At 71.8% G+C, this 20882-nt stretch carries 19 protein-coding genes; 9 read left to right on the forward strand and 10 right to left on the reverse strand.

Translation table 11 applies throughout. The features are described 5' to 3' along the window. The first annotated feature begins 75 nt into the window (after nucleotides 1–75). Genes VMI11_09620 through VMI11_09635 form a run of 4 tightly spaced genes read left to right on the forward strand, consistent with a single transcriptional unit; the run spans nucleotide 76 to nucleotide 4537 of the window. Nucleotides 76–654: a 2-oxoacid:acceptor oxidoreductase family protein gene (locus VMI11_09620; protein ID HTY72666.1), complete on the forward strand. Its 579-nt coding sequence runs from the start codon at nucleotides 76–78 to the stop codon at nucleotides 652–654. After that, nucleotides 647–1897: a pyruvate ferredoxin oxidoreductase gene (gene porA / locus VMI11_09625; GenBank protein ID HTY72667.1), complete on the forward strand. Its 1251-nt coding sequence runs from the start codon at nucleotides 647–649 to the stop codon at nucleotides 1895–1897. Before VMI11_09620 ends, porA begins: the two co-directional genes overlap by 8 nt. A 10-nt stretch (nucleotides 1898–1907) precedes the next feature. Next, a complete protein-coding gene (locus VMI11_09630) occupies nucleotides 1908–2912 on the forward strand; it encodes a thiamine pyrophosphate-dependent enzyme (GenBank protein ID HTY72668.1) in 1005 nt (334 codons plus the stop codon). Then, complete coding sequence (locus tag VMI11_09635) at nucleotides 2912–4537, forward strand: NAD(P)-binding protein (GenBank protein HTY72669.1); 1626 nt, start codon at nucleotides 2912–2914, stop codon at nucleotides 4535–4537. The genes VMI11_09630 and VMI11_09635 overlap by 1 nt, the downstream gene beginning before the upstream one ends. An 18-nt stretch (nucleotides 4538–4555) precedes the next feature. Here VMI11_09635 and VMI11_09640 read toward each other — a convergent pair whose 3' ends face one another. Continuing rightward, on the reverse strand, nucleotides 4556–5911 hold the full coding sequence (locus tag VMI11_09640) for an amidase family protein (GenBank protein HTY72670.1): 1356 nt from the start codon (nucleotides 5909–5911) through the stop codon (nucleotides 4556–4558). A gap of 102 nt (nucleotides 5912–6013) precedes the next feature. Between VMI11_09640 and VMI11_09645 the strand changes: the two genes are divergently transcribed. The 4 genes from VMI11_09645 to VMI11_09660 are packed head-to-tail and all read left to right on the forward strand — an operon-like array spanning nucleotide 6014 to nucleotide 9619. Then, the gene (locus VMI11_09645; protein HTY72671.1) at nucleotides 6014–7036 is read left to right on the forward strand and encodes a phosphotransferase family protein; all 1023 of its coding nucleotides are present in this window, start codon (nucleotides 6014–6016) and stop codon (nucleotides 7034–7036) included. Between the two features lie 14 nt (nucleotides 7037–7050). Next, a complete protein-coding gene (locus VMI11_09650) occupies nucleotides 7051–8277 on the forward strand; it encodes an acyl-CoA dehydrogenase family protein (protein ID HTY72672.1) in 1227 nt (408 codons plus the stop codon). Beyond that, a complete protein-coding gene (locus tag VMI11_09655) occupies nucleotides 8274–8861 on the forward strand; it encodes a TetR/AcrR family transcriptional regulator (protein HTY72673.1) in 588 nt (195 codons plus the stop codon). Before VMI11_09650 ends, VMI11_09655 begins: the two co-directional genes overlap by 4 nt. Next, nucleotides 8858–9619, forward strand: coding sequence for an SDR family oxidoreductase (locus tag VMI11_09660; protein HTY72674.1), 762 nt, complete (start codon nucleotides 8858–8860; stop codon nucleotides 9617–9619). Before VMI11_09655 ends, VMI11_09660 begins: the two co-directional genes overlap by 4 nt. A 100-nt stretch (nucleotides 9620–9719) precedes the next feature. On the opposite strand, the gene VMI11_09665 is transcribed toward VMI11_09660, so the two are convergent. Both VMI11_09665 and VMI11_09670 read right to left on the reverse strand, forming a co-directional pair. Further along, nucleotides 9720–10130 carry a hypothetical protein gene (locus VMI11_09665; protein ID HTY72675.1) on the reverse strand — a complete coding sequence of 137 codons (411 nt, stop codon included), beginning with the start codon at nucleotides 10128–10130 and terminating at the stop codon, nucleotides 9720–9722. 62 nt (nucleotides 10131–10192) lie between these two features. Further along, nucleotides 10193–10477, reverse strand: a complete 285-nt coding sequence (locus VMI11_09670) for a hypothetical protein (GenBank protein HTY72676.1) — start codon at nucleotides 10475–10477, stop codon at nucleotides 10193–10195. A 71-nt stretch (nucleotides 10478–10548) separates the two neighbouring features. On the opposite strand from VMI11_09670, the gene VMI11_09675 reads away from it, so the two are divergent. After that, on the forward strand, nucleotides 10549–11205 hold the full coding sequence (locus VMI11_09675) for a TetR/AcrR family transcriptional regulator (protein ID HTY72677.1): 657 nt from the start codon (nucleotides 10549–10551) through the stop codon (nucleotides 11203–11205). On the opposite strand, the gene VMI11_09680 is transcribed toward VMI11_09675, so the two are convergent. The 7 genes from VMI11_09680 to VMI11_09710 all read right to left on the reverse strand — a co-directional run bounded on the left by VMI11_09680 (nucleotide 11150) and on the right by VMI11_09710 (nucleotide 20829). Further along, on the reverse strand, nucleotides 11150–12211 hold the full coding sequence (locus VMI11_09680) for a hydrogenase maturation protease (protein ID HTY72678.1): 1062 nt from the start codon (nucleotides 12209–12211) through the stop codon (nucleotides 11150–11152). The two genes, VMI11_09675 and VMI11_09680, sit on opposite strands and share 56 nt — an antisense overlap. Beyond that, a complete protein-coding gene (locus VMI11_09685) occupies nucleotides 12208–13518 on the reverse strand; it encodes a Ni/Fe hydrogenase subunit alpha (protein ID HTY72679.1) in 1311 nt (436 codons plus the stop codon). Before VMI11_09685 ends, VMI11_09680 begins: the two co-directional genes overlap by 4 nt. After that, nucleotides 13502–14296 (reverse strand): oxidoreductase, encoded by a 795-nt coding sequence (locus tag VMI11_09690; GenBank protein ID HTY72680.1) that lies wholly within the window; start codon nucleotides 14294–14296, stop codon nucleotides 13502–13504. Before VMI11_09690 ends, VMI11_09685 begins: the two co-directional genes overlap by 17 nt. Next, nucleotides 14296–15141 (reverse strand): FAD/NAD(P)-binding protein, encoded by an 846-nt coding sequence (locus VMI11_09695; GenBank protein ID HTY72681.1) that lies wholly within the window; start codon nucleotides 15139–15141, stop codon nucleotides 14296–14298. The genes VMI11_09690 and VMI11_09695 overlap by 1 nt, the downstream gene beginning before the upstream one ends. After that, complete coding sequence (locus VMI11_09700; GenBank protein ID HTY72682.1) at nucleotides 15131–15598, reverse strand: cyclic nucleotide-binding domain-containing protein; 468 nt, start codon at nucleotides 15596–15598, stop codon at nucleotides 15131–15133. The genes VMI11_09695 and VMI11_09700 overlap by 11 nt, the downstream gene beginning before the upstream one ends. Before the next feature lie 2 nt (nucleotides 15599–15600). Next, nucleotides 15601–16704 (reverse strand): 4Fe-4S dicluster domain-containing protein, encoded by a 1104-nt coding sequence (locus VMI11_09705; protein ID HTY72683.1) that lies wholly within the window; start codon nucleotides 16702–16704, stop codon nucleotides 15601–15603. Nucleotides 16705–16881: 177 nt separating this feature from the next. Next, complete coding sequence (locus VMI11_09710; protein HTY72684.1) at nucleotides 16882–20829, reverse strand: putative inorganic carbon transporter subunit DabA; 3948 nt, start codon at nucleotides 20827–20829, stop codon at nucleotides 16882–16884. Nucleotides 20830–20882: the final 53 nt, after the last annotated feature.

A 20882-nucleotide genomic window follows, 5' to 3' on the forward strand; every position in this document is an offset into this window, starting at 1 on the left:
GCAGTTGGCCCGCGGCAGCGGCTGGCCGGAGGGGCCAGCATGGAGGAGGCTTCATCGCGAGGAGGCGGGCTGCGCGTGTTCCAGATCCGGGTCCACGGCCGAGGCGGGCAGGGCGTGGTCACGACAGCCGAGCTGCTGTCGGTGGCCGCGTTCCTCGACGGTCACGAGGCACAGGCCTTCCCGAGCTTCGGCTCCGAGCGGATGGGCGCGCCCGTCATGGCGTTCTGCCGGATCGACCACGTGCCCATCAGGGTGCGCGAGCCGGTGGCCGAGCCCGACGCCGTGATCGTGTCCGACCCGACCCTGCTCCACCACGTCGCGGTCTTCGCCGGCCTGGATCCGGACGGGTACGTGCTCATCAACTCCACGCACGGATGGGAGGAGCTCGGCCTGGCCGACCTGCACGAGTCGCACCGGCCGGAGCGGCTGGTCACCGTCCCGGCCACCGAGATCGCGCGCAGGTACACCGGCCGCCCGCTTCCCAACGCCTGCCTGCTCGGCGCGTTCGTCGCGCTCACCGGGGTGGTGGCCATGGACTGCGTCGAACAAGCGATCCGCGAGCGGTTCTCGACGCGGGTCGCCGAGGGCAACATCGCCGCCGCGCTCGCGGCGTACGAGCGTGCCGGTGCTCGCGAGGAGGCCCTCGATGCGTAGGCAGATTGAAGGCTCCCGAGCCATCGCCGAGACCGTCGCCTGCTGCCGCCCCGGGGTCGTGGCCGCCTACCCCATCACGCCCCAGACGCACATCGTCGAGGCCCTCGGATCGGCGGTGAAGAGCGGTGCGCTCACCGGGTGCCGCTTCATCCCCGTCGAGTCCGAGTTCGCTGCGATGTCGGCGTCGATCGGGGCCTCGGCCGCCGGCTCGCGCGCCTATACCGCGACAGCCAGCCAGGGGCTGCTGTACATGACCGAGGCACTGTTCAACGCCTCCGGTCTCGGGCTGCCCATCGTCATGACCGTCGCCAATCGCGCGATCGGGGCCCCCATCAACATCTGGAACGACCAGAGCGACTCGATGAGCCAGCGCGACTGCGGCTGGGTGCAGCTGTACGCGGAGGACAACCAGGCCGCGGTCGATCTCCACGTGCTCGGGTTCCGGCTGGCGGAGGAGTTGTCCGTCCCCGTCATGGTGTGCATGGACGGGTTCGTTCTCACCCACGCCGTCGAGCCCATCGACGTCCCGGCCCAGGAGCAGGTCGACGCCTTCCTGCCGTCTTATCGGCCGCAACAGGTGCTGGACCCCGACGAACCGGTCACCATCGGCGCGATGGTGGGCCCCGAGGCGTTCACCGAGGTCCGCTACCTCGCCCACCACCACCAGCTGCGGGCGCTCGAGATCCTGCCGTCGCTCGCCCAGGAGCTTCATGCGGTTCTGGGGCGGACGGTCGCGCCGTTGACGGCGTACGGCGTCGACGGCGCCGAGACCGTCGTCGTCACGATCGGGTCGGCCACCGGGACCATGCGCGACGTCGCGGACGAGCTCGAGGCCCGCGGGGAGCAGATCGGCGTGCTCGCGCTCACCGCCTTCCGCCCGTTCCCGTACGCGGAGGTGCGCTCGGCTCTGGAGGGTGCCACGCACGTGATCGTCCTCGAGCGCGCCTTCGCCCCGGGGGCCGGCGGAATCGTGAGCTGCGATGTGGCATCGGCGCTCGAGGACCTGCCGGTCGACGTGAGCACCGTCGTCGCCGGCCTGGGCGGTCGGGCGGTGAGCAAGAGCTCGCTGCACCGGATGCTCGCCGACGCCGCGGACGGCCGGCTGGCGCGCCTGGCCTTCCTCGACCTGCAGACCGACCTGGTCGAGCAGGAACTGGCCCGCGTCGGGCACCCGCAACGGACGCGGTCTCCGACCCTCGACGTGCTGCGCGACGCAGGCGTCCCCGGCTCGCGGGTCCGGTGAGGAGGCCGTCATGCCCACGCAGGACGTGAAGTTCTATCAGGTGGGAAGCCGTGCCGTCGGGAACCGGCTGCTCGACGAGGAACAGCGCACCGAGCAGGCCAGTCCCCTGCGGCGCAACTCGCTGAACTCCGGCCACCGTGCCTGTCAAGGGTGCGGGGAGGCGCTCGGCGCGCGCTACGTCGTCGACGCGGCGTACCGCGCGACCGGGGGGCGCCTGGTGGTCGTGAACGCGACCGGCTGCCTGGAGGTGTTCTCCTCCCCCTACCCAGAGAGCTCCTGGCAGGTGCCGTGGCTGCACTCGGTGTTCGCCAACGCGCCCGCGGTCGCCGCGGGAGTCGCCGCCGCCCTGGAGGCCCAGGGACGGACCGACGTACGCGTTCTCGCGCAAGGTGGTGACGGTGGGACCGTCGACATCGGACTGGCCTGCCTGTCCGGCATGTTCGAGCGAAACGACGACGTGTTCTACGTCTGCTACGACAACGAGGCGTACATGAACACCGGCGTGCAGCGCTCCGGTGCGACGCCGGCGTACGCCCGCACGGCGACCACCGAGGCGGTCGGACCCGAGCCCGGCAACCCGATCGGGCAGGGCAAGGACGTCCCGAGGATCGCGATGGCGCACGACATCCCCTACGTCGCCACGGCGACGGTCGCGGAGCTGCACGACCTCGAGGCCAAGGTGGCCCGCGCGATGGCGATGCGTGGAGCGCGGTACCTGCACGTGCTCGTCCCGTGCCCCCTCGGGTGGGGGTCGGCGGCATCGGACACGGTGCGCCTGGCCAGGCTCGCGCAGCGCAGCGGACTGTTCCCGGTCTTCGAGGCCGAGCACGGCGAGGTCACGTCGGTGCTCCCCATCCGCGGTCAGGTACCCGTCGAGGACTACCTGCGTCCCCAGAAGCGATACGCCCACCTGTTCCGTGAGCCCGAACGCACCGACCTGATCGCGCGGATCCAGGGGGTCGCCGACCGCACCATCGCTCGCTACGGGCTGCTGCGAGACGGAGGGGAACGGTGATGGAGAAGCCCTTCGCGATCACCCTCGACGTGCGGTCCAGCCTGGCCAACCACACCGGCACCTGGCGCACCGAACGGCCGGTGTACGTCGACCGGGAGCCGCCGTGCAACGCGAACTGCCCGGCGGGCGAGGACATCCAGGGCTGGCTCTATGCCGCGGAGGACGGCAGCTACGAGGCGGCCTGGCGTCATCTGGTGGCCGTCAACCCCTTCCCCGCGGTGATGGGCCGGGTCTGCTACCACCCGTGCGAGACGGCGTGCAACCGCGCGCAGCTCGACACCGCGGTCGGCATCAACTCCGTCGAGCGCTTCCTCGGCGACGAGGCGATCGCCCGCGGCTGGGACCTGCCGAGCCCGCAGGCCGGGACCGGCAAACGCGTCCTCGTCGTGGGCGCGGGGCCGTGCGGGCTCTCCGTCGCCTACCACCTCCGGCAGGGCGGCCACGAGGTGGAGATCCACGACGCCGGCGACCAGGCGGGCGGGATGATGCGCTACGGCATCCCGACGTTCCGGCTTCCGCGGCACATCCTCGACCACGAGATCGACCGGCTGCTGGCCACGGGCATCACGTTGCGCCCGAGCACGACGGTGACCGACCTGCTCGCCACCTTGCGCGACGGCGGCTTCGACGCCGCCTTCCTCGCCGTCGGCGCTCAGCTCAGCCATCGGACCTACGTCCCCGCGGGACAGTCCGCGCGCATCCTCGACGCGCTCGACGTCCTGGCGCGCACGGAGGGTGGCGAGCGCCCGCAGCTCGGCCGCCGGGTCGCGGTGTACGGCGGAGGCAACACCGCCATGGACGTCGCCCGGACCGCCCGTCGTCTCGGCGCCGACGAGGCCGTGGTCGTCTACCGGCGCACGCGCGAGCGGATGCCCGCCGACGACGTCGAGGTGCGCGAGGCGCTGGAGGAGGGTGTGCAGATCCGTTGGTTGTCGACGGTGAAGCACGCCGACGGCGGCCGACTGACGCTGGAGCGCATGGAGCTCGACGACGAGGGCGTGCCTCAGCCGACCGGTGAGTTCGACGAGCTCGAGGCCGACTCCCTCGTCCTCGCGCTCGGCCAGGACGTCGACCACTCCCTCGTCGACTCGTTGCCCGGCGTTCAGGTCACCGACGGCGTCGTGCAGGTCGGTCCGGACATGATGACGGGCTACCCCGGGGTCTTCGCCGGCGGTGACATGGTCCCGTCGACCCGTTCGGTGACGGTCTCGATCGGGCACGGCCGTACGGCGGCCCGACACATCGACGCCTGGCTGCGGGGCGGCGCCGTCGAGCCGGCCGTCGAGCGCGAGCCGGCGGACTTCGAGCTGCTCAACACGTGGTACTACAGCGACGCCCCGCGCACCATGCGCCCGAGGCTGGACGCGGCTCGCCGGGTCTCCGACTTCGCCGAGGTGGTCGGGGGGCTGGACTCCGAGACAGCGCTGTTCGAGGCGCGACGGTGCCTGTCGTGCGGCAACTGCTTCGGCTGCGACAACTGCGTGGGGGTGTGCCCGGACAACGCGGTCCTCAAGGTCGACGCGGCGCACGGCTACGCGATCGACTACGACTACTGCAAGGGCTGCGGCATCTGCGTCGAGGAGTGTCCCTGCGGCGCGATCACCATGGAGCCCGAGATCACCTGACCCGCTCGGGAGCAGACCTCACATTCCGGCGATGGGCGGTAGCCCCGGGCGTCCTGCCGCCTCCTCGAGCTGAGCGGCCAGGCCGAGCAGCAGCCCCTCCCGACCGGGAGGGGCGACGAGCTGCACGGCGTACGGCGCACCGTCGGCTCGGGGCAGCGGCAGGGTGACCGCGGGATAGCCGGTCAGGTTCCAGGCCTGCGTGTACGGCGTCGTCGTCGCGCCCCACAGGTAGCTGCGCCAGTAGCCGGAGTCCCGCATCCCGCCCAGCCGGGCGGGAGCCCGGGCGACCGTCGGCGACACCAGGACGTCGAAGGTGCCGAACCACGCGTCCGCCGTGCGCGTCCAGGACGTACGCGCCTCGGCCGTGGGCCTCCCCCGGCGCCGCAGCCGTCGCCCCCGGCGCACCATGGCGAGGGTTCGCGGTTCCAGCCGAGTCTCGTCGAGACCCATGACCTCGACGTCCTCGGCGATCCCGGCCAGCCAGCACCGCCCCCAGTCGTTGGCCATGGTGAGCGGGTACGGCGGGTCGGCCGGGGTCGCCGCATGACCGGCCGCGGTCAGCAGCTCGACCGCGCGCCCGATCCCGGCCCGGGTGACGCCGTCGGGACGCGCGATCGGCACCGGTGCGCGCATCGACACCGCGACCCGCAGCGCCCGCGGCGGCACCGTGACCGATGTGACGGTCCGGCCGGCGAGGACGTCGGTCACCGCTGACACGTCGGCGACCGACGACGCGATGGCGCCGAACACCGAGCAGCCGTACCAGTGCTCCTGCGCCCCACCGGCCAGCGGCACGACAGCACGAGCCGGCTTGTAGCCGACAACGCCGCAGAAGGCGGCGGGGATCCGCAGCGACCCGCCGCCGTCGGACCCGAGCGCGACAGGGACCAGGCCCGCCGCGACCGCTGCCGCCCCGCCCCCGGTCGAGCCACCGGCGTTGCGAGAAAGGTCCCACGGGGTCGCCGTCCCACCGTGGGCGCGGCTTTCGGTGAAGCTCCAGATCGCCAGCTCGGGCAGCTTCGTCTTGCCCACCACCACGGCCCCCGCGTCGCGCAGGCGGCGCACCAGCTCGTCGTCCTTCTCGGCAGGAGCCGTTGTCGTCGCCCCGGAGCCGTATCTCGTGGGCAGCCCCTGGACGTCGACGTTGTCCTTGATCGCGACGGGTACTCCCGCCAGCGGGAGCCCGGCCAGGTCGCGGCGGGCGAGGTCACTCGCCTCTGCCCGCGCGGCATCGGCGCACACGATCTGGAACGCGCCGAGCCGCGGGTCGAGCGCCGCGATCCGGTCGAGGCACTCCTCGACGACCCGCGGCGCCGACGTCGGGTCGGCACGGACCTGTCCTGCGATGTCGGCGGCGGTGCGCGCAGGGGACATGGGTCAAGCCTGCTCCCAACTGCCGCGTCGCGGAACGCAGATGAGCACGCTGGTCTGCGGGGCCCCTTGTCCGACCGACCGGTCGGTCTCTAGAGTGCGGTCATGGCGGCACTGCCCGGGCTCGACCTCGACGTGCTCGGTGCCTGGATGGACACGGTTCACCCCGGGCTGCGAGCGGGACCGCTGCGGGGCGCCCTGCTGCCGGGGGGAAAGTCGAACCTGACCTACCGGGTCGACGACGGGCGCTCGACCTGGGCGGTCCGGCGCCCGCCGCTGGGCCACGTCCTGCCCACCGCGCACGACATGGCGCGCGAGTTCCGCGTGATCAGCGCGCTCGCCGCCACCGACGTCCCGGTGCCCCCACCGGTCGGCCTGTGCGAGGACGTCGAGATCCTCGGTGCGCCCTTCTATGTCATGCGATTCGTCGAGGGCGTGGTGCTGGACACCCCGGCGGCGATCGAGTCGGTGCCCGTCGATGCCGCCACCACCCTCAGCGAGCAGCTCGTCGACACCCTCGCCGCCCTCCACGCCGTCGACCCCGAACAGGTCGGCCTGGCGGACTTCGGGCGACCGGACGGCTTCCTGGCCCGGCAGGTCGCCCGCTGGCACAAGCAGTGGCAGGCCTCGCAGACGCGCGTACAGCCGCTCGAGCCCGAGGTCGTCGACCTGCTCACCCAGCGCCTTCCGGAGTCGGCGCCCGGCACGGTCGTGCACGGCGACTACCGGCTCAGCAACGTCATCGTCACCCCCGCCCTCGACGGCATCGCGGCGATCCTCGACTGGGAGATGGCGACGCTCGGCGACCCCCTGACCGACGTCGGTCTGCTCTACGTCTACCGCCGCGTCGCCGACGGCAGCAACACGATCCTGCCCCGGATGACGGTGGACCGGGGCTTCCCCGCCGCCGACGAGCTGGCCCGACGCTACGGGCGGGCCTCGGGCCGGGACCTGTCCACGCTCCCCTGGTACGTGGGCTTCGGCTACTTCAAGCTCGCCGTCATCGCCGAGGGCATCGCGGCTCGCTTCCAGCAGGGCAAGACGGTCGGCGAGGGGTTCGACCGCATCGGGGAGGCCGTACCCGGCCTGCTCGAGCACGCGCGCGGCGCTCTCGCCGCCCTGGACTGAGCCGGGAACCAGCAATGGACTTCACCCACAGCGAGCGCTCACGGCAGCTCCAGGCGGCGATGCACGCCTTCCTCGCCGAGCGGGTCTACCCCGCGGAGGAGGAGTTCGAGCGCGAGGCAGCCGCGCTGCGGGCCGCCGGCACACCGTTTCGCACGCCGGCGGTGATGGCTGACCTCAAGGCCGAGGCCCGCTCACGAGGGCTCTGGAACCTGTTCCTGCCGGACGCGGAGCACGGCGCCGGACTGTCCGTGCTCGACTACGCCCCGGTCGCGGAGCTGTCGGGACGCTCGCCGAGCATCGCTCCCGAGGCCATGAACTGCGCGGCTCCGGACACCGGGAACATGGAGCTGCTGGCGCTGTTCGGGACGGCGGAGCAGAGGGCCCAGTGGCTGGAGCCGCTGCTGGCGGGTGAGATCCGTTCCTGCTTCTCGATGACCGAGCCGGATGTCGCCAGCAGCGATGCCACGAACATCGCCACCCGCATCCGCGAGGACGGCGGGGAGTGGGTGGTCACCGGTCGCAAGTGGTGGTCCACCGGTGCCATGCGTCCGGAGTGCCGCATCGCGATCGTCATGGGGGTCACCGACCCCGACGCCGGACGGGGCTCCCGCCACTCGATGATCCTCGTTCCGCTGGACACGCCCGGCGTCGAGGTCAGCGGTTCCACCACCGTGTTCGGCTATGACGACGGGCCGCACGGCGGACACGCCGTCATCGACTTCCGCAACGTGCGCGTCCCCGCGACGAGCCTGCTCGGCGAGCGCGGCCAGGGCTTCGCCATGGCGCAGGCGCGGCTCGGCCCGGGTCGGGTCCATCACTGCATGCGCAGCCTGGGCATGGCCGAACGCGCGCTCGAGGCGATGTGCGAGCGTGCCCTGTCTCGCAGTGCCTTCGGCGGCCCCATCGCCGCGCAGGGCGTCGTACGGGAGTGGATCGCGGAGTCGAGGCTGGCCCTCGACCAAGCCCGGCTGCTGGTGTTGAAGACCGCGTTCCTCATCGACACCGTCGGCGTGCGGGCGGCTGCGACCGAGATCGCCGCGATCAAGGTCGCGGCACCGCGCGCGGCGTCGTACGTGCTCGACCGCGCCATCCAGGTGCACGGCGGAGCGGGCGTCTCCGGGGACCTTGCCCAGGCATGGGCGGCGCTGCGCACGCTGCACCTCGCCGACGGCCCCGACGAGGTGCACCTACGGTCGGTGGCCAGGGAGGAGCTGCGGCGGCACACCGCGAGCGCCGGATGACCGTCTCGGAAACGGGCGTTCGCGACCGCGTGCTCGAGGCAGGAGTGCAGCTGTTCGCGGCCCAGGGCTATGACGCCACCAGCGTGGCGCAGATCGTCGCGATGGCGGGCGTGGCCAAGGGCGGCTTCTATCACCACTTCACGAGCAAGGAGCAGCTGCTCTACGCGGTCTACGGAGACCTGATCGAGCGTCAGCTGCTGGGGATGGACCGCATCCTCGCGGCGGGCAGGGGTCCGGCGGAGACGTTGCGGGCCCTGATCCTCGACCTCGTCGAGACGACTGCCGAGCGCGCGCCGCAGGCACTCGTGTTCATGCGCGAGCGTCATCGTCTCGGTGACGAACGCACCGAGCAGTTCCGCGTCGCCAGACGGCGCTACCACGACGCCGTCGTCCGCCTGGTCCACGACGCCCAGGCCGACGGCAGGTTCTCCGCGGTCGCGTCGCCGGAGACCGTGACCCTCACCATCTTCGGTGTGATCAACGAGCTGCCAGTGTGGTACCGGCCGCGCGGCCGCAAGCAGCCACGACAGCTGGGCTCCGAGATCGCCGACTTCGTCCTGGCCGCATTGGAGCGCACGTCATGAGCATCCTCGACCTCTTCCGCCTCGACGACCGCGTCTCCATCGTCACTGGAGCATCCGCGGGTCTGGGGGTCTCCTTCGCCCGCGCCCTGGCCGAGGCCGGATCGGACGTCGTCGTGGCGGCACGGCGTACCGACCGCCTGGTCGCGACCCGCGACCTCGTCGAGGCGACCGGACGCCGCTGCCTGGTCCTGCCTCTGGACGTCTCGCAGCCCGTGCAGTGCACGGCGGTCGTGGACGCCGCGGTGGCCGAGTTCGGCCGCGTCGACGTCCTCGTCAACAACGCCGGCATCGGCACCGCCGTCCCCGCGAGCCGCGAGACGCCGGAGGAGTTCCGCACCGTCATCGAGACCAACCTCAACGGCAGCTACTGGATGGCCCAGGCATGCGGTCGCGTGATGCGCCCGGGCAGCAGCATCATCAACATCAGCAGCGTGCTGGGGCTGAGGACGGGTGGACTGCCGCAGGCCGCCTACTCGGCGAGCAAGGCTGGCCTCATCGGTCTGACCCGTGACCTGGCGGCGCAGTGGACGGGACGCAAGGGGATCCGGGTGAACGCGCTCGCACCGGGCTTCTTCGCCTCCGAGATGACCGAGCTGTACCCGCCCGGATACCTCGACGCGATGCTGCCCCACATCCCCGTCGGCCGGCTCGGTCTCCACGAGGAGCTGGCGGCGGCCGTCGTGTTCCTCGCCAGCGACGCCGGCGGCTACGTGACCGGCCAGACCTTGGCCGTCGACGGCGGGATCACCATCGCCTGACCGACCGCCTGCCGCCCCCACGACGGAGGCCGAGGTGAGACGACGAACGGAGCGAATCCCGCTGTCGTGAGCAGGCTCGGTCAGTCCCCCTCGACGAGCGTCAGCAGGTGCTGGAGACCGCCGAGGCGAGCGCCTTGGCCGAGGTCGCGGTGGCGCCCACCGCGGTGGCGACGGCGGCCAGGCTCGTCACGCTGGGCGCGGCCTGGGCGGCCGAGACGCTGGTCTGCAGCGAGGTCAGCGATGACGACAGCGCCGAGATCTCGCTGGCGTACTGCTGCTTGGCGTCGGCCTCGAGGGTCTGCAAGTCCCGCTGAATCGTGGTCAGGTCGCTCTTGACGGTCGCGAGCGCGCCCTGGCCGATCGAGACGTTCTTCAGCGCCTGGACCGACGTCTGCAGGTTGTCCAGGTCGTTGCAGACCGCGGGCTTGCCGCTGCCGCTGCCGCACCCCGTGACCATCGTGGCGAGCACCAGGTAGCCGGCCAACGTCGCACGCAGCGCGAGAGGTCTCATGGTCAGATCCTCGCAGCCGGCCGCCCGCCCGACGGACCCAGGTCAGCCTCACCCGGGCGCCGTCACGCGTTCGAGTGGTCGAGCTCGAAGGTCTCGTACGGGATGGGCGGACCGCCGACCATGGCCTGCTCCATCACACCCGCGTCGGCGAAGGCCTTCATGATCACTGGGGTGAACTCCTCGATCGCGGTGCGGCTCTCCCAAACGTCGACAATCTGAATACGCCCGTCGGGCAGCTGCGCGGCAGCGTGGATCAGCCGTCCGGCCGGGCGCTCGCCTCCCAGGGCCACCAGGACGGAGTCGTACGCCGCTCGGCTCGGGGCTTCGGAGACCTGCACGAATGCCATCGTCTCTCCTCATCTTAGTTTGTCGCTAGAGTCCGTCACTAGTGGGTGACACGAGTAATGTGACCGTCACTATGACTCCTGTCAAGAGCTCGCGAGCTGGCGCGTCGCGCAAGGAGCAGGCACGCACGACGGCCCTGCGGATCGTCCGAGCCGCCCATACGCTCTTCATCGAGCGGGGATACACCGGCACGCGGATGGCCGATGTCGCCGACGCGGCAGGGGTAGCCGTCCAGACCGTGTACTTCCGGTTTCACACCAAGGCGGAGCTGCTCCATGCCTGCTACGAGCTGGCCGTGCTCGGCGAGGACGACCCGCGTCCCCCGATGGAACAGGCCTGGTTCGCGATGTTCGTGTCGGCACGATCCGGCCCGGCCGCCATCCGCGCCTTCGCGGAGGGCAACACCGGGATCGCCACGAGGGTCGGCCAGCTCGACGACATCGTGCGCAGCGCCGTGCACGAGCCGGAGGCCGTCGAGGTACGCCGGCGCAGCGAACAACTGCGGCGCGACGGTTACCGGCAGATGCTCCAGTCGCTCCACGATCGCTTCGGGCTGCGCGACGGGCTGGACGTGCAGCGGGGGACCGACCTCCTCCTCGCCTTCGGAGGGACCGCGCTATGGCGCCCTCTCGTCGTCGAGTACGGCTGGACGACCGAGGACTTCGTCGGATTGCTCACGGACGTCCTGTGCGACCAGCTCCTGCCACCCCGGCGCCGCCGGGCCCGCTGATCCGCGAGCCTGCCGCGCGCAGCCCGGCGGCCCACCCCGGGGCTCTGCCCAGGCCCGGCGGGTCGACCCCGCTCAGCTCGTGGCCGCTTCTGGCGAGGAGCCAGGACACGAGGCTGTTGGAGTTCCACATCTCCCCGTAGCCACGTTCGTCGCGCCCCCACGTCAGGGTCGGGAACGAGGCGGCGAGGTCGAGCAGCGCGCGTACGCGCGATGAGTCCGTGGACAGCCGCATCGGGGGACCGACACGCGCGTCGAGATCGGGGATGACCCCGTCGCGCCAGAGCCGAACCTCGTAGCGAAACCAGCGCGATCGCCCCCAGGACCTGAGCCCCACGGGCCCCGAGCAGACGACACCGCGGTCGCCACGGGGCCCTGACCAAGCGGGTGCCATCTCGACGGTGTACGGAACACCGTCCGCTGTCACCTCGAGCGCCGAATGGAAGAGCTGGCCGGGCCGGCGATGGTCGCGCCACGACTGGAGGAGCTCGAAGAGACGGCCACTCGCGCGGACCAGGCCGATCCGGTCGCCGGCCCCGAGCGGGATCCAGGACAGCGCGACCGACCAGCCGCGCGTGCAGAGCACGGCGACCACCTCGTCGGCTGCGCGCCCGACGGCGGCGGCCACGGCCTCGGACAGCTCGGACCCGACCGCGACGCTCGCCGCCTCGACGCCGACCACGGTGAGCCGAGCGGGCAGGCGGCCCAGGCCCCGGGCCAGCTCGATCGACTCGCGGACGCCGAACCCGTGGGTGCCTCCGGCACGGGGCGGGGACCGCTCGGCGGCCTGGTCCACGACGACAGATCCCGGCGGTCGGCCGGAGCGGATCGCGTCGACGACGACGACGTCGTCCCAGCCCTGCCAGGCGTCCACGAGCCGAGTGGGGACGGGGACGGCCATGAGCTCCAGGTCAGGCGTCGCGCGGCGGCGCAGCTCCTCGACCACCGCCAAGCCGACGCCGTCGTCCCCCCGGTACGGATTGCCGACTCCCACCACGAGCGCCCTCACGAGCGGTCCACCGTCACGTCGAGGAAGTGCGTCGCGCAGGAGATGCACGGGTCGTAGTTGCGGATCGCCTGCTCGCAGCGGCGGGTGAGCTCCTCGTCGTCGAGAGCGAGATTGGCCTGGGTGAAGCTCAGGAGGTCCGCCTCGATGCTCGCCTGGTTCTGCGACGTTGGCGGGACGATGCGGGCGTCGAGGATCGAGCCGTCGGCGTCGATCTCGTACCGGTGGAAGAGCACCCCGCGAGGCGCCTCTGTCGCGCCGTAGCCGACGCCGGCCCGCGGCGCCACCTCCACCGACGGTGCCGAGGCACCGGTCCAGCCGTCGATGATGGCCAGCGCCTCCTCGCAGGCGTAGACGGTCTCCACTGCGCGCACGACGATGGAGCGGAACGGGTTGCGGCAGGGGGCGCCGAGCCCCGCCTCACTGGCTGCCTCCGCCGCACGTGGTGAGAGCCGGTCGGCGTTGAGCGCGTACCGCGCGAGGGGGCCCACGGCGTAACGTGCGCCGGACCCGGCGAGGTGCGAGTGCAGCGCGGTCGATCGTGCGACGTGCTCCTCGACGACGTGTCGGTCCAGCTCGGCGGCGTCGAAGGCCAACCCGCCCGTGGTCGTCACGCGACCACGCTCCAGCGGATAACCTTCGCCGGGCGCGCGCAGCGCGAGGTACTCGTGCGGCTGCTCGAAGACGGGGAACGCGAAAGTTCCCACGAGGCGGACTGTCTCCAGCGCGTCATCGAGCGCCTGTGCGAGCGCCGGACGGAGGTCGTCGAGCTCCTCACGGTGGGGCAGGCGATAGAAGCCGCCGACACGGACGTTCACCGGATGGACGGAGCGACCGCCCACCAGGGTCATGAGCGCGTTGCCCGCCTTCTTCAGCCGCAACCCTCGCTCGACGACCTCGCGGTGGTCGCGCGCGAGGTCGATCGCGCTGTCGTAGCCGAGGAAGTCGGGGGCGTGCAGGAGATAGACGTGCAGCGAATGGCTCTCGATCCACTCGCCGCAGTAGAGCAACCGCCGCATGCGCCGGATCTCGTCGGGAACCTCGACACCGCACGCCGCCTCGATGGCCTGGCAGGCACTCATCTGGTAGGCCACCGGGCAGATTCCGCAGATGCGCGCGGTGATGTCCGGCGCCTCCACGAACGAGCGTCCACGCAGCAGCGCCTCGAAGAACCTGGGCGGCTCGTAGATCCTCAGTTCGACCTCGGTGACCCGCCCGTCGACCACCCGGACGTGCATCGCCCCCTCGCCCTCGACGCGTGCCAGCGCGTCGACGCGCAGCAGGTGGTCACCGTCATGCGCGTGAGTCATGCGTGTCGGCCTCCTCCCGGAAGGCGGGCGCCTCGGCGGTGAACGTACGCAGGATCCGGACCACATCCGGCTCGCCCATCCCGTTCTCGAGCAGCCGCCCGACGAGCGACCCGACATTGACGCCCGGGGCAGGCCCGAAGCACCCGTAGCAGCCTCGAGCGCAGGACGGGCACAACGCGCCGCAGCCGGACTGGGTCACCGGTCCGAGGCACGCCTGTCCGTGCGCGACGACGACGCAGACGTTGCCGCGACGCTTGCAGTCCGCGCAGACCGTCTCGGCCGGGATGCGCGGCGTACGTCCGTCCAGGTACGCCACGACCACCTCGAGAAGCTGTCGCCGGTCGACCGGGCACCCGTGCAGCTCGAAGTCCACCGGCACGTGGGCGGAGATCGGCGTGGACCGGGCCAAGGTGTCGATGTACTCGGGGCGGGCGTAGACGAGCGAGGTGAACTCGCCGACGTCGGCGAAGTTGCGTAGCGCCTGGATGCCCCCGCTGGTGGCGCAGGCGCCGATCGAGACGAGTCGGCGCGAGGCCCGTCGGATCTCCTGGACGCGTTCCAGGTCTGCGGGGGTCGTGATGGACCCTTCGACCAGCGACAGGTCGTAGGGTCCGTCGACGTGGGCGCTGGAGGCCTCGGTGAAGTGTGCGATCTCGACGGCGTCGGCGAGCAGGAGCAGCTCGTCCTCGCAGTTCAGCAGGGTCAGCTGGCAGCCGTCGCAGGACGCGAACTTCCACACGGCCAGCCGTGGGCGAGCCGTCGCACCTCGAATCGTCATCACAGCCCCCGCATCGTCATGAGGGTGCGCGCGCGGTCGTAGCCGAGAACCGGGCCGTCGACGCACACGAACACCTCGCGAAGCTGGCAGTGACCGCAGAGCCCCACACCGCAGCGCATGTTGCGCTCCATGGACACCCGGATCTGCGACGGCACGACGCCCCGACGTACGAGCGCGTCTGCCGTGAGACGCATCATGACCTCCGGGCCGCACACGAGCACCAGAGTCGCGGCCGGGTCGAGGTCGGGCAGCACGTCGGTCACCAGGCCGACGTTGCCACGCCACGACGGCTCTCCGGCATCGACGGTCACCACGACGTCGAGATCGTCGCGAGCGGCCCACTCCTCCAGCTGAGGTCGGTAGAGCAGGTCGGTAGGTGTTCGGCTGCCGACGACGACGACGACACGACCGTAGCGCTCGCGGTGCCGCAGCACTGCGAGGACGACCGGGCGCACGGGGGCAAGGCCGATCCCGCCGGCCACCACGAGGACGTCTCCGTCGGTACCGCTCTCCTCCTCCCAGCCCCGACCGTACGGGCCCCGCGCGAAGACCGGATCGCCCACCGCGCAGCGCGTCAACGCGGCGGTCGCGTCCCCCACCGCCCGAACCGTGTGCATGAGACGCGCTGGCTCGTCAGGGTCGCCGCTGATGGAGATGGGTACCTCGCCGAAGCCCGGGCGGCCCACCATGGCGAACTGGCCCGGCCGGAACGCCATGGGGATGCCATCCACCGGTGCCAGCCCGAGCGTGACCGTGTCATGGGTCTCGGCTTGGACGTCCAGCACGGTGAACCGCCGCGGGAGCATCGGCTCCGGCGGGGCGGGGCGAGTCCGCTCAGCGAGCACTCGGGGCCCCGTAGAGGTCGAGCAGGCGGACACGCGCCGACATCATCCGGTCGTGCATGGCACGCGCGAGTCTCTGCAGCATCAGGTACCCGACCCGCGGGTCCTGGTCGCACTTCTCGCGCAGGCAGCCTGCGTCGAGAGCCACCGCGCTCGTGGACGACAGCGCCCGGGCGTCCATCGAGTGCCGGTACGGCGGGAACAGCCACGACAGGCCGACCACGCTGCCCGGGCCCTGCGTCTCCACGATGAGCCGCCGCTCGCCGGGTCCCTGGATCTCGATCGCGACCGAGCCACCGCGCAGTAGGAAGAAGGTCTCGGCCGGGTCGTCCGCGCGGAACAGGTACTCGTCGGCGTCGAAGTGCCGGTTCAGCGCGCAGCCGGCGAGATGACGCACGGTCTCCTCGTCGAGGTCCACGAAGAACGGGTGCCCCGCGATCAGCTGCTCGACGCTTCTCATGCTCAGCCGTCCTCTCCGCTCGCGCGGCGCAGCGCGGCGAGCTCCTGCGTGACGTCGATGCCGACCGGGCACCAGGTGACGCAGCGGCCACAGCCGACGCAGCCGCTGGTCCCGAACTGGTCCTGCCAGGAGGCGAACTTGTGGGTCAGCCACTGGCGGTAACGCGACGCGGTCGATGCCCGCACCGGCTGACCGTGCATGAGCGAGTGCCCGCTGGTGAAGCACGAGTCCCACACACGGTCCCTCGAGACGGACTCGGCCAGGCCCGTCGGTTCGACGGTCGTGACGCAGAAGCACGTCGGGCAGACCATCGTGCAGTTCCCGCAGGACAGGCACCGCGAGGCGACGTCGTCCCAGTGCGGGTCGTCGGCGCTCGCATAGATCAGGTCGCGGATGTCGGTCGTGTCGACGGCGCGCCCCATCGACGCAGCCGCCCGGGCCGCGACGGCCTCGGACGCGGCCAGGTCCTCCTCAGCCGCGATGCGGCTGGGGAGATCCGCCAGCAGCGAGGCGCCGGCATCGGTCCCCGCCTCGGCGACGAAGCGATGCCCCTCGTCATCGAGGATCTCGGTCAGCGCGACGTCATACCCGCTGTCGGGCCGCGGGCCGGACCCCATCGACACGCAGAAGCAGGTTCCGCCGGGAACAGCGCACGTGACGGCGACGACGAACGTGCGGCTGCGGCGCTCGGCGTAGTCGGGATCGGCGTACTGCCGGCCGGTCAGGACGGTGTCGAGGACGGCGAGCGCCCGCAGGTCGCACGAGCGCACTCCGATGAGCGCGCGCGGGACCCGGTCCAGCGGCTCCGCGGTGGGTTCACCGTCGTCGGCCGCACGCCAGAGAGTCCGCTGCGATGGGAAGAGATAGGCCTTCCACGTGCTCACCGTCGCCGCCTGGTCGAAGAGGCGCGACTCCGCCGTCCGCTCGGCGCGGTAGCGCCCGGGGGACTGCTCGTCCCGGACCCCTCGCGGCAGGTCGTCGACGCCCGAGATCGGCGCCAGGACCACCACGCCGTCCCGAAGCGTCGGCCCGATCAGGGTGAAGCCGCGTCCGGCCAGAGTGTCCAAGAGCGCACCCAGTCCGGCGACGTCCACAACGGCGGCCATGGCGCTCCTACGAGGTCGACAGGCACACGATCGGATCCGGCGCGGGACCGACAGACCCATGGTGTCGCGCCGCGCGCCACCCGGACAGGGTCACTGGTCCCCCACGTGCACGCGTCCCCGGGGGGGTCAGATCCCCCCGGGGCCCCTCGAGAGGCAGAACCGACCCGCCGCTCGAGATCAGAGGTCCTCCCGCGCGAGCGGCACGAGTGCTCGACGGGTCGGTGAGTGCTCCTCCCAGAGGCGCCAGTCGAGGCGACGGGTCAGCCGCCAGGCGCTGGCGTCGAACGGATCGATGGCCGCGACCGCGACCCAACCGTTGGCCACCAGGCGGGCCAGCAGGTCGTGGGAGCCGACGATCTCGCCGACCCGGCGAGGGGTGGCCCAGACGACGATCAGCTCACGCAGGGGCTCGTGCCGGCGCTCGCTCGTCGGGTGGCCCGGCGCGCCATCGAACAGCGCCTGCCACGGCAGGCCGAGCCGGAGATCACCATGAGCCCCGGTGAGCACGCCCACCTCCCCGACGACGTTGTGCGTCGACTTGTCCCCCGCGCCCAGGACGCCGGGGTCGACGGTCGACGCGTAGTACTGCGCGTTGATCCACTGGGTGACAACGGCCGGCGCCGTGAGGATCGAGGCGAGGATCGATCCGTCGGGGTCGAGCGCCGGGTCGTAGGAGTGCAGGAACACCCGGCCGTCCAGGTCGAGGCCCCGCGTGAGGGACCGCGGACCGATGACGAAGGCTGCGTTGCCGGCCAGGCCCCACTCCGGCGCCGGCTCCGCCCAGTCGAGCGCCCGGGCGCGGACGTGCCTGGTGAGCGCGGCCGGCGCGGATCCCGGGCGAGGCGCGCCGGGCAGGGACCCGGCACGCTCCGCACGCACGGCCCGCCCGGCGGCGCCGAGGGCCTCGCGCAGCGTCGCGACCCGTTCGGAGTACGCGGGAAACGGCGCGAACGCCGGGTCGAGCTCGACCTCGTCGGTCGTCGTGTCGTGGGCAGCCGCAACGGCCACGGTCGAGTCCGGCAGCCGGATGCCGTCGGCCGCAAGGGTCTCGCGCACCGTTGGGTCGTTGAGCACCTCGGCCAGGACTCGGGCGTTGACGTGACCACCGTTGCCGCCGCAGGCGCCGCAGTCGTAGGCGGTCGCAAAGGCGTTGTTCTCGACTGTGGCGGCATGCCCGCAGATCACCAGCAAGGGCGCGAAGTCCTCGACCAGACCGATGGTGCGCAGTGCTCCGGCGGCGAGCGCGACCCGTTGTCCATGGGTCATCCCGACCGGCAGCCCGGTATGCACCCGCCCGTGGCCGTCGGATCGTGTCGTGTCTGCAGGGATACCCCAGCGGTCGGGCAGAGTCCACCGCTTCGACAGGCGATGCCACAGGCGTGGGGCCGCGGTCTGGACGACCGCCGCGACGCCGGCGAGCCAGCCGGTGGCCTCGGCGACGAGCAGCGGCGTCAGCGGTGCTGCTCCGATCCCCAGGGCGGCACCACGGACGGGCGGGCGGAGGCCGTCCGGCCGCGGTTGCGCGACGACGGCGAAGCTGGGCTCGAGGAGAGCCGGGCACTGGTCGAACTCGGCGCCATCGCCGGTGACATGGCGCAGCGCGGCGCCGAAGAACCCGGCGAAGCCGTACGTCGCGAACGGCCCCTGCGCCTCGAGAGCGCGACGTAAACGCTCCGAGCGGACGTCGATGCAGAAGACAGCCTGAGCCAGCGGGACAGGCCGCTTCTCCTCCAGTGAGCGACACGCAGATGCCAGTGTCTCACCACCAGCGCGAAGGTCGTCGAGAAGCGGTCGGCGGAAGCCCGCCTCGAGGGCTCGCTGCCAGGTCTCGCAGCGCGAGAGCTCCGCCGGATCCACCGGCTCGTCGTCGGCCCGGGCCCTCAGGGTGTTTGTCGCGTCGCCGACGAGGAGCAGCTCGAGTACGACCCGCACAACAGCGAGCTCCAGCACTGGCGTCGGGTCAGCGAAGACGCGCGCGCGCCACTGGGCGTGAGCCGTCCAGCCCGGAAGGCCGCTCAGCAACCGGGTCAGGTACTCGACGATCATCGTTTCGTCGATGCCGGCGCGGCTGCACAGGAGGGCAAGCGCCTCGGCGGGATCCTCGGGGAGGCCCTCGATGAGGCGACTGGCCCCGCGCAGGCCCAGAGCCCCGTCGTACGCGCTGTGCACGCACGTCTGGCGGAGCCGCACCCACGGGCCCGAGCCGTTCGACGCGGTCCCCGACCACGCGCGCTGGCACCACCAGGCGGCGTGCTCGTCGGATGTCTCGGAGGAATCGGGTCGGCGCTTCGCGTCCGCGGGAGCGGGCTCGCGGGACGCGGCGCAGCGAGCGGTGCGGACGAGCGACTCGACCATGGCGTCGAGGTTGGCCCCTGGGGCCGGGATCCCTCGGTCCACGAACTGCTCGACCAGCGCCTCTCTCAGGTCGGCGCGGGTGATCCTCCCGGCGTCGAACATCGTGATGAAGTCGCTCTCGCCGAGGTACCCCCGCACTCCCAACACCCTTGATGCGACGTGAGCGGCGTCGGTGACGTCGAAGTTCTCGAGAAGGGCGAGCGGGTTCGACGCCACGATCTCCCGCAGCGGCCACGCCGGGCCGATCAGCCGGGCGGCGGTCGTCACGGCGTCGGTTGCCAGCTCCGGGGTGATGACGGGCCTCGGGGCGGGGACGGTGGGCCATCCCGCATCGCGCGTCCTGGCGCGGGCCCACGGTGGCAAGGCGGTGGCAGCGAGCCTGACCGCGAAGGGCCCACTGGCTCGACGGGGCAGCGCAACCGCGGTGATCGCCAGCACCGCGCCGCCCACGATGGTCGCGGCGACGAGCGCCACGGCGACCTCGCTGCTCCAGACCGGGGCGAGCGGCAGGGTGGTGGCCAGCAGCCGCTCCCAGGCGGCCAGGCCCGTCGCGTACGCGCCGGCCAGCAGGGCGCCACCAGCGGCGACGAGAGCGATACCGGTGCGGGACGCGAGGCGAGAGAGCGAGGCGAGGACCGTGGCCACAACCGCGGTGATGATCGCGAAGACAGCCGGGATGACGGCGACTGGGCCGAGACCACCGACCGAACGCACCAGCGATGGTGCCGCCAGCATCGATGCTCCGACGATGCAGCCGACCGCCGCCACAGTGCCGGTCGTCACTGCTCTCCGTGAGGTCCGGAGCGGGGTTCCGCGCCATCGGCTGCGAGTCACCGCACCACCCGCCCGCAGGAACAACCAGGCCTTGTAGAAGCCATGGCCGATGAGGTGCAGGACGGCGGCAGCCGGGAGCCCAAGGCCGACCTGCAGCGTCATGTAGCCCATCTGCGCGATCGTCGAGCAGGCCAGCCGACCCTTCACGTCGGCCCGCAGCCGCCCGGCCAGTGTCCCGAACACGACGGATGCTGCGCCGACACCCATGAGGACGAGAAGCGACACGCGGCTGGCGCGAAACAGCGGCCAGAACAACGCCGCCAGGATGCCTGTGCCGTTGACCAGTCCGGCATGCAGCAACGCCGACACGGGGGATGGGGCCTCGGCTGTCTCGGGCAGCCAGCGCCAGACTGGGAACAGTGCGGAGCGGATCACGCACGCCCCGACCAGAAGGAGAACGACGACGTCCGTGCCTCGTCCACCGGCGATGTCGCCCACCTCGGCTCGGTCGAGGCTGGGAAGGACCACCAGCCCGAGGAGGACGGCCGTCCACATGAGAAGGTCCCCGAGCAGAAGACGCCGGCGGACGTACCCAGCGGCTCGGATGGCGCGCGGCGTACCCGCGTGGGCAACCAGCGCCGCCATGCCGAGTCCGCTGACCGTCCACCCAAGGGCGAAGACCGGCAGGCTCGCGGCGCTCACCATGACCGCCAGCGCGCCCAACGTGCCCATCAGCAGGGCACCGAAGCGACCCGTTCCAGACTGGCCACGCAGGTTCCTGCCGGCGTAGGACGAGACCACCCACCCGATGCAGCCGACGAAGCAGAGCAGGACCGCGCTGAGCACGTCGATGCGCAGCCCGAGGGCCGAGGCGCCGACGTGTACCGGCGTGGCTTCGAGCGGGGCGACGCCGGCGCCGAGCGCGACCAGACCGGCTCCACCGGCGATCAGGAGGGCCAGGGCGAGACGGGCGGCGCCGGTCATCCGGAAGGTCATAGGAAGCATATTACCGGAAGTTGGATTCGTGTCTACTGAGACCTGCTTCGGGC

This window comes from Actinomycetes bacterium, from assembly GCA_035506535.1.
Taxonomy (GTDB): Bacteria; Actinomycetota; Actinomycetes; order DATJPE01; family DATJPE01; genus DATJPE01.